The following is an 8,150-nucleotide window of genomic DNA, read 5'->3' as shown; positions in this document are numbered from 1 at the left end:
GCCCCCGGCATGCCCTCCGGCGGAGCGCCCGGCACGGCCGCGCCGGCGCAGCCCGGCGTCGCGCCGGTTCCTCCGCAGTCGGGAGCCGTCCCCGGCCAGCCTCCGGCAGGCCCTCCCGGCCAGCCGCCCCAGCGTGAGGGCCGCCGCGGCGGCATCTCGCCGGGCGTGGCCGGCGCGATCGGCCTCGGCGCCGGTGTCCTCGGCGGCATCATGGCGACGCAAGGGGCGCAGCGCTTCGAGGATATCCGCAGCCGCCGCGAGGAACGGCGCGAGGGTGACGTCACCATCATCCGCGAGCCCGGCCGCACCATCATCCGCGACGATGACGGCCGCGCCATCATCCGCCGCGACGAGGATCAGCGCTTCCGCGATCTCGGTTGGCAGGGTCGTTCCGAACGCCGCGACGGCGAGAACCGCACGATCTTCGAGCGGCCGGACGGCACGCGCATCGTCACCGTCACGGACGAGGAGGGCCGGCTGATCCGCCGCACCCGCATCGACCGCGACAACCGCGAAGTGATCATCATCGACAACACGCTGCGGGATCGTCCCGGGCGCTTCGCCGATGATGTCGTCGTGCTGCCGCCGCCGCCGCTGCCAATCCCGCGCGAGCGCTATATCGTCGATGCGGACCAGGCCGACGAGGACTTGATCTACGAGACGATCACCGCGCCGCCGATCGCCGCGATCCCGCGCCGCTACACACTGGACGAGGTCCGCTACTCGCCGGACCTGCGCGCCCGCATGCGCAGCGTCGATATCGACACGATCAATTTCGACTCCGGCTCGTGGCAGGTCGGAGGCGATCAGGGTCGCCGTCTGGCGGTGATCGCGGATTCAGTGAAGCGCGCCTTGCAGCGCTCGCCCAACGAGGTCTTCCTCGTCGAGGGCCACACCGACGCCGTCGGCGCCGATGTCGATAATCTCTCGCTCTCCGATCGCCGTGCGCAGTCGGTCGCGGAGATTCTGACGCGCGACTTCCAGATCCCGCCGGAGAACCTGACGACCCAGGGCTATGGCGAGCAGTACCTGAAGGTGAACACGCAGGAGGCCGCGCGCGAGAACCGGCGCGTCACGCTGCGGCGCATCACCCCGCTGCTCAGCGGCCAGAACCAGTAACGACCGGGTCGGGCCGCTTTTCAGGCAGCCCCACTCTTCGGCAGGCGCAGGGAACACCCGTTCCCTGCGCCTGTTTCGTTTCCGGAGGATGACCGAAGGGAGATGCCGCCATGAGGAAAATTGTCCTGGTTCTCGCAGGAGTGCTCGTCGCGGGCATACCCATCGCAGCCTCGGTGCAGGCGCAGACCAGCCCGCCTCCGCCCACGCAGCGGGCTCCCGGCGTTCCGCCGGCTCCACGATCCAGCGAAGCGGCTCGTCCTCCGGCGCCCAACACCCTCGCACCTCGCGACGAGAAGCGCGGCAGCGGCGGGGAGAGGGCGCAGGTCCGGCCCGAGCGCGATCCGCCGATGCCGAAGCCGGTGCCCTCGATCATCGCACCTTGAACGACCGGGTTGAGGATTTGGTAGGGTTGCCGGGATAGCGTGCCCGCCATGAGCGACGCCATCTCCCTCGCCACCAGCATCGTCACGATGCAGGCCGCCTCGACGCAGCAGGCGCTGTCTGTCGAGATGCTCAAGCAGAATGCGCAGGCCGAGCAGGGTGTCGTCGCCATGCTTCAGCAGAGCGTCGAGCAGACGCAAGCCGCGCTGCCGGCCGGACAGGGCACGCTGGTCGACCGCACCGCCTGAGGTTGCTGATTTCCAACGGAGCCGCCGCGTCATCCCGGACAAGCTGCGGAGCAGCGCCGATCCGGGATCCATCATAAGGCGCTGCGTTCTACGATGGATCCCGGGGCAAGCCCGGGATGACGTCGCGGTTTCGAGGAAGCCAGAGCCTTCTTCACGACCCGATCGCTTATTTGCACAGCCCGTTGCCAAGCGGCGGCGCTGCGCCTAACCTCGTCTGCGTTCCGAGGGGTGCCCGCAAGGGCTGAGACGGCTTTCGAAGCTGAACCCATCGAACCTGATCCGGGTCATACCGGCGGAGGGACTGGAACGCGGTGCAGCCTTGGCCTGCACCCGCATCACAGCGCTTGAACCGCTTCGACGCCGGATCTCCTGACCTGTACCAAGGAGGAGATCCCCTGATGAATGCCCACACCAAACCCCAGAAGAACAGCGTCAAGACGGCGCCGCAAAGCGTGACGACGGGGCCGATCATCGGCTCGCGCAAGATTTATGTCGCGGCGCCCGAACATCCCGAGATGCGCGTGCCCTTCCGCGAGGTCGTGCTGACGACCGATGCCGAGCCGCCGGTGCGCCTCTATGACCCCTCAGGCCCCTTCACCGAGACCGATGCGAAGATCGATCTCAATGCCGGCCTTATCCAGCCGCGCCGCGCCTGGCTCGACGCGCGCGGCTTCGAGCAGGTTGTGGGGCGCGCCGTCACGGCCGCCGATAACGGCAATATCTCGGCCGAACAGCTCGTGCCGGCCTGCCCGGCTGAGCGCCCGATCCTGCAGGCGAAGCCCGGCCAGCTCACGACGCAGTATGAGTTCGCCAAGGCCGGCATCGTCACGCCCGAGATGATCTATGTCGCGCATCGCGAGAATCTCGGCCGCGCCGCCATGCTGGAGGGCGCGCGGGAGCGCCATGCCGACGGCGAAAGCTTCGGCGCTAATGTGCCGGAATTCGTCACGCCCGAATTCGTCCGTGAAGAGATTGCGCGCGGCCGCGCGATCATCCCCGCCAACATCAACCATCCCGAGCTGGAGCCGATGGCGATCGGCCGCAACTTCCTGGTCAAGATCAACGCCAATATCGGCAATTCCGCCGTCACCTCCGGTGCAGCCGAGGAGGTCGAGAAGCTGGTCTGGGCGATCCGCTGGGGCGCCGATACGGTGATGGACCTCTCCACCGGCCGCAACATCCACAACATCCGCTCCTGGATCCTTAGAAACTCGCCGGTCCCGATCGGCACCGTTCCGATCTACCAGGCGCTGGAGAAGGTCGGCGGCGATCCGATCAAGCTCGACTGGGAGGTGTTCAAGGACACCCTCATCGAGCAGGCCGAGCAGGGCGTCGACTATTTCACCATCCATGCCGGCGTGCGCCTGCCTTACGTCCCGCTGACGGCGAGCCGCGTCACCGGCATCGTCTCGCGCGGCGGCTCGATCATGGCGCGCTGGTGCCTCGCGCATCACCGCGAGAGCTTCCTCTACGAGCGCTTCGACGAGATCTGCGAGATCATGCGCCGCTACGACGTCTCGTTCTCGCTGGGCGACGGCCTGCGTCCGGGCTCGATCGCCGATGCCAATGACCGCGCCCAGTTCGCCGAGCTGGAGACCTTGGGCGAACTCACCAACATAGCCTGGGACAAGGGCTGTCAGGTGATGATCGAGGGCCCCGGCCATGTGCCGATGCACAAGATCAAGGAGAACATGGACAAGCAATTGCGCGAATGCGGCGAAGCGCCCTTCTACACGCTTGGACCGCTGACCACCGACATCGCGCCGGGCTATGACCACATCACCTCGGGCATCGGCGCGGCGATGATCGGCTGGTATGGCTGCGCCATGCTCTGCTACGTCACGCCGAAGGAGCATCTCGGCCTGCCGAACCGCGACGACGTCAAGACCGGCGTCATCACCTATCGCATCGCGGCCCATGCCGCCGATCTCGCCAAGGGCCATCCGGCTGCGAAGATCAGGGACGATGCGCTGTCGCGCGCCCGTTTCGACTTCCGCTGGGAGGATCAGTTCAACCTGGCGCTCGACCCCGATACGGCGCGGGAGTTCCACGACGAGACCTTGCCGAAGGATGCCCACAAGGTCGCGCATTTCTGCTCGATGTGCGGCCCGAAATTCTGCTCGATGAAGATCACGCAGGATCTGCGCGCCGAGGTGCTGGCGATGAGCGACAACGAGCGCGCGAGCCTCGAGGCCATGGCTGCGGAAGGCATGGCCGCGAAGTCGAAGGAATTCCTCGACAAGGGCGGGAGTATCTATCTACCTGCTGCTGAATGAGCGGTTTCAGCGAAAAGCTCGACGCGGTTAGCGTCGCATCGATCCTCGCGCGGGTGGCCAGACGCCGCCCGCGCGTCCATTGCCTGACCAATACGGTGGCGCAGAACGTCACCGCCAATATGCTGCTTGCCATCGGCGCGGTGCCCTCGATGGCAAGCCACCCCGACGAGGTCGAGGCCGTCGCTGCGGGCGCGGGCGCGATCCTGATCAATCTCGGCACGCTCAGCCTCGAAGGCGAGCGTGCCATTCCCAAGCTCGTTAACGTCGCGCGAGAACGCCGCATACCGCTGGTGCTCGATCCCGTCTTCGTCGAGCTCTCGCCCTTGCGTTTGCGGCTGGTCGGCGACGTCTTGGCACTGTTCGACGTGCTGGTGCGCGGCAATGCCACGGAAATGGCGACGCTGGAGCCGCTTTTCGCGCTCCGGCGCGACATCGTGCGCGTCACCACCGGTGCGGTCGACCGCATCGAGACGGAGGACCGCAGCCTGTCGGTCGCGCATGGCCATGAATTGATGAGCCAAGTGACCGGGCTCGGCTGCGCATCGAGCGCGCTCGTCGCCGCCTGCCGGGCGGTTGAGCCCGATCCGGTGATCGCGGCGGCGGCGGCGCTGACCGCCTATGGCATCGCCGGAGAGATCGCGGCTGAACGTTCTGCCGGGCCCGGCAGCTTCGCGATGCATCTGGTCGATGCGCTCGCGGGGCTCGACGCGGCGGCGCTCGCGGCGCGGATGGGCTGAGGCTAGCGCTGTCATCCCGTGCGCGTTGCAGCACGCAGTGCTGCGACGCAGACACGGGACCGTGCGCAGGAAAAGGCGACCTCTCAGGCAGGATGCCCCGCTTGGAAGGTGCCCTTTCGTCATGCGGTCCCGTGTCTGCGCAGCGGCATTTCATGCCGCAGCGCGCACGGGATGACAGCGCTCTATGACCGCGCTCTGGCCCGTTACTGCGTCGGCGCGAGCGGCAATGGCGCGGGCTTCGGACGCGGTTTCGGCTTGGCAGCCGCGGCCGGCTTCGCCTCGGTATTGAGCCCGAGGCGGGCGCGCAGCGAGGCGGCCCGCGCCTCCGTGATCCGGGCGCCGCAGAAGCCGAACTGGCCCTCGCGCTGGAAGTCCCGGCAGATCATCTCGCGCTCGGCCGAGAACCCGGCCTGCTCGCGGGCGATCACGCGCTGCTCGACGGCGTCCGATTTGGCGGTCAGCGTCCGGTAGCCCTCGCGCACGGCACGCTCGGCGCTGCCGCGCGCCTTCTCGATCTCCTTGGCCTGCCCGGCAACCACGCGCGCATCGGGCCCCCACAGCCCGCGCGGGTCGATCCGGCATTGCGCGGCCTGCACGATGCAGGGCTCCGTCGGCTCGACCACGAGGAAGGCGCCGTCGAGCACGTCGAAGACGATCGGGCAGATCGGCGCTTCCAGCTTGTAGCGGGGAACGCCGGCCGGGCGCCCGAGCGGAGTGACCGGGAGCGGCGCGTCGCCGAAGGAAACGGCGCAGGGATCGACCAGGTTGGTGCTCTGGAAGCCGTCGAGATTGAGCTTCAGGCCGTAACCCGTCGCCGTCTTCGAGAACACGGCCTCGCCATGGTGTCCATGGCGGTGCAGGGCCTTGCCGAGGATGGCGTCCTCGCCGGCGACCTTGATGGCGGGCATGCTCGGCGGCTTCGGTCCGGCCGGGGTGCCGGGCTGGGAGGGGGCGGCCTGCTGGGTTCCCGGCGCGTTGAACGGCTGGGCGCCCGGCAATTGCAGAGGCTGGGCGAGCGCCGCCGTCGAGGCCGCAGCGAGGGCCAGCGAGGCGAGGATGAGGCGCGTCGGTCGTGTCATGGCGGCCCAGTGAAACCGGAACGGCCTTTCTGCATGCAGGCGCAGGCGGGCTGACGCAAGGACGGGAAGGCCACACCCCGGGCAGAAAGCGTGTCGTGGCGGCTGTCCCGTCGAAACTCCCGATTCTTAATCGGCTCGCCTGTCTTGCAAGGGGTGGAACACCCTCACTATATACGCCGCCAAGGGGCGGTTTAACCACCGTCAAACGTGGAATGCCGGTTTCGTTCGCCGCTGAAGCGGGGGCGATCCGGTCCATGGGCCGGCAGGCGGCGCATAAACGTCGCAGGTCGGCGATCTGCTCAATCGAAAGGGATCCCATCCATGGGTAAAGTCATTGGTATCGACCTCGGCACGACCAACAGCTGCGTTGCAGTGATGGAAGGCTCGACGCCCAAGGTCATCGAGAATTCGGAAGGCGCGCGCACCACGCCTTCCATCGTCGCCATCACGGATGACGGCGAGCGTCTGGTCGGCCAGCCTGCGAAGCGCCAGGCCGTCACCAACCCGGAGCGCACCTTCTTCGCGATCAAGCGCCTCATCGGCCGGACCTTCGAGGACCCGATGACGCAGAAGGACCTGAAGCTGGTCCCCTACAAGATCGCGAAGGCCCCGAACGGCGACGCTTGGGTTGCCGCCGACGGCAAGGACTATTCGCCGTCGCAGATCTCGGCCTTCACGCTGACCAAGATGAAGGAGACGGCGGAGGCCTATCTCGGCCAGCCCGTCACCCAGGCCGTCATCACGGTTCCCGCCTATTTCAACGACGCCCAGCGTCAGGCCACCAAGGATGCCGGCAAGATCGCCGGCCTTGAGGTGCTGCGCATCATCAACGAGCCGACGGCGGCCGCGCTGGCCTATGGCCTCGAGAAGAAGTCCGCCGGCACCATCGCGGTCTATGACCTCGGCGGCGGCACCTTCGACGTCTCGATCCTCGAGATCGGCGACGGCGTCTTCGAGGTGAAGTCGACCAATGGCGACACCTTCCTCGGTGGCGAAGACTTCGACATGCGCCTCGTCGAGTATCTCGCGGACGAGTTCAAGCGCGAGCAGGGCATCGACCTGAAGAAGGACAAGCTCGCTCTCCAGCGTCTGAAGGAAGCGGCGGAGAAGGCCAAGATCGAGCTCTCGACCACGGCCCAGACCGAGATCAACCTGCCCTACATCACGGCGGATGCCTCCGGTCCGAAGCATCTTGCCATCAAGCTCTCGCGCGCCAAGTTCGAGAGCCTGGTCGACGACCTGATCCAGCGCACCATCGAGCCCTGCAAGAAGGCGCTCAAGGATGCCGGCCTGTCGGCGGGCCAGATCGACGAGGTCGTCCTCGTCGGCGGCATGACCCGCATGCCGAAGGTGCAGGAGGTCGTGAAGCAGTTCTTCGGCAAGGAGCCGCACAAGGGTGTGAACCCTGACGAGGTCGTCGCCATCGGCGCCGCGATCCAGGCCGGCGTCCTCCAGGGCGACGTCAAGGACGTGCTGCTGCTCGACGTGACCCCGCTGTCGCTCGGCATCGAGACGCTAGGCGGCGTGTTCACGCGCCTGATCGACCGCAACACCACGATCCCGACCAAGAAGAGCCAGGTCTTCTCCACCGCTGAGGACAACCAGAACGCGGTGACGATCCGGGTCTTCCAGGGCGAGCGCGAGATGGCGGCCGACAACAAGCTGCTCGGCCAGTTCGACCTGATGGGTATTCCGCCGTCCCCGCGCGGCATGCCGCAGATCGAGGTGACCTTCGACATCGACGCCAACGGCATCGTCTCGGTGACGGCGAAGGACAAGGCCACCAACAAGGAGCAGCAGATCAAGATCCAGGCTTCCGGCGGTCTCTCCGAGGCCGATATCCAGAAGATGGTGAAGGATGCCGAGGCGAATGCCGCCGAGGACAAGAAGCGCCGCGAGGTGGTCGAGGCCAAGAACCAGGGCGAGAGCCTCGTGCACTCGACCGAGAAGTCGCTGAAGGACTATGGCGACAAGGTTTCCGAGGCCGACAAGGGCGCGATCGAGACCGCCGTCGAGGCGCTCAAGACCGCTTTGACCGGCGAAGACGCCGAGGCCATCCAGGCCCGCACCAACGAGCTGATGCAGGCTTCGATGAAGCTGGGCGAGGCGATGTATGCGGCGAGCCAGGCCGAGGGTGCGACCCCTGAAGGCGAGCAGCCTGAGGAAGCCAAGAAGGACGACGTCATCGACGCCGACTTCAAGGACGTCTCGGACGACAAGAAGAAGAGCGCGTGATCGCGCGCTCGTAACGCAACCGACGTCATGGCCGGGCTTGACCCGGCCATCTCGTTCGGGAATGGCCTGCTGGAT

The 8,150-nt window shown here is 67.0% G+C and carries 6 protein-coding genes and 1 riboswitch; of the genes, 5 read left to right on the top strand and 1 reads right to left on the bottom strand.

Translation table 11 applies throughout. From position 1 onward, the window contains the following. The 4 genes from AC07NY_RS23955 to AC07NY_RS23940 all read left to right on the top strand — a co-directional run. A partial coding sequence (locus AC07NY_RS23955) for an OmpA family protein (RefSeq protein ID WP_494585890.1) occupies nucleotides 1–1,119 on the top strand: 1,119 nt, incomplete at its 5' end. A gap of 431 nt (nucleotides 1,120–1,550) precedes the next feature. Continuing rightward, complete coding sequence (locus AC07NY_RS23950; RefSeq protein ID WP_494585889.1) at nucleotides 1,551–1,748, top strand: hypothetical protein; 198 nt, start codon at nucleotides 1,551–1,553, stop codon at nucleotides 1,746–1,748. A gap of 214 nt (nucleotides 1,749–1,962) precedes the next feature. Next, nucleotides 1,963–2,067: riboswitch (TPP riboswitch) on the top strand. 79 nt (nucleotides 2,068–2,146) lie between these two features. Then, nucleotides 2,147–4,024: a phosphomethylpyrimidine synthase ThiC gene (thiC, locus tag AC07NY_RS23945; protein ID WP_494585888.1), complete on the top strand. Its 1,878-nt coding sequence runs from the start codon at nucleotides 2,147–2,149 to the stop codon at nucleotides 4,022–4,024. After that, nucleotides 4,021–4,761 carry a hydroxyethylthiazole kinase gene (locus AC07NY_RS23940; protein ID WP_494585887.1) on the top strand — a complete coding sequence of 247 codons (741 nt, stop codon included), beginning with the start codon at nucleotides 4,021–4,023 and terminating at the stop codon, nucleotides 4,759–4,761. The genes thiC and AC07NY_RS23940 overlap by 4 nt, the downstream gene beginning before the upstream one ends. A gap of 203 nt (nucleotides 4,762–4,964) precedes the next feature. On the opposite strand, the gene AC07NY_RS23935 is transcribed toward AC07NY_RS23940, so the two are convergent. After that, nucleotides 4,965–5,840 (bottom strand): hypothetical protein, encoded by an 876-nt coding sequence (locus AC07NY_RS23935; protein ID WP_494585886.1) that lies wholly within the window; start codon nucleotides 5,838–5,840, stop codon nucleotides 4,965–4,967. A 321-nt stretch (nucleotides 5,841–6,161) separates the two neighbouring features. Here AC07NY_RS23935 and dnaK point away from each other — a divergent pair, with 321 nt between their 5' ends. After that, entirely contained in the window at nucleotides 6,162–8,075 is a 1,914-nt protein-coding gene (gene dnaK, locus AC07NY_RS23930; protein ID WP_492286889.1) for a molecular chaperone DnaK, read from the top strand. The last annotated feature ends 75 nt before the right edge of the window (nucleotides 8,076–8,150 follow it).

Source organism: Allobosea sp. GW821-FHT09G06 (assembly GCF_059416005.1).
The sequence above is the reverse complement of the archived record's forward strand: the minus strand, read 5'-3'. Positions and strand labels throughout refer to the sequence as shown.

What these genes read in the sequence shown, in the direction of transcription:
- AC07NY_RS23950 (WP_494585889.1), top strand. Translation starts at nt 1,551, where the DNA reads ATGAGCGACGCCATCTCCCTCGCCACCAGCATCGTCACGATGCAGGCC.
- thiC (WP_494585888.1), top strand. Translation starts at nt 2,147, where the DNA reads ATGAATGCCCACACCAAACCCCAGAAGAACAGCGTCAAGACGGCGCCG.
- AC07NY_RS23940 (WP_494585887.1), top strand. Translation starts at nt 4,021, where the DNA reads ATGAGCGGTTTCAGCGAAAAGCTCGACGCGGTTAGCGTCGCATCGATC.
- AC07NY_RS23935 (WP_494585886.1), bottom strand. Translation starts at nt 5,840, where the DNA reads ATGACACGACCGACGCGCCTCATCCTCGCCTCGCTGGCCCTCGCTGCG.
- dnaK (WP_492286889.1), top strand. Translation starts at nt 6,162, where the DNA reads ATGGGTAAAGTCATTGGTATCGACCTCGGCACGACCAACAGCTGCGTT.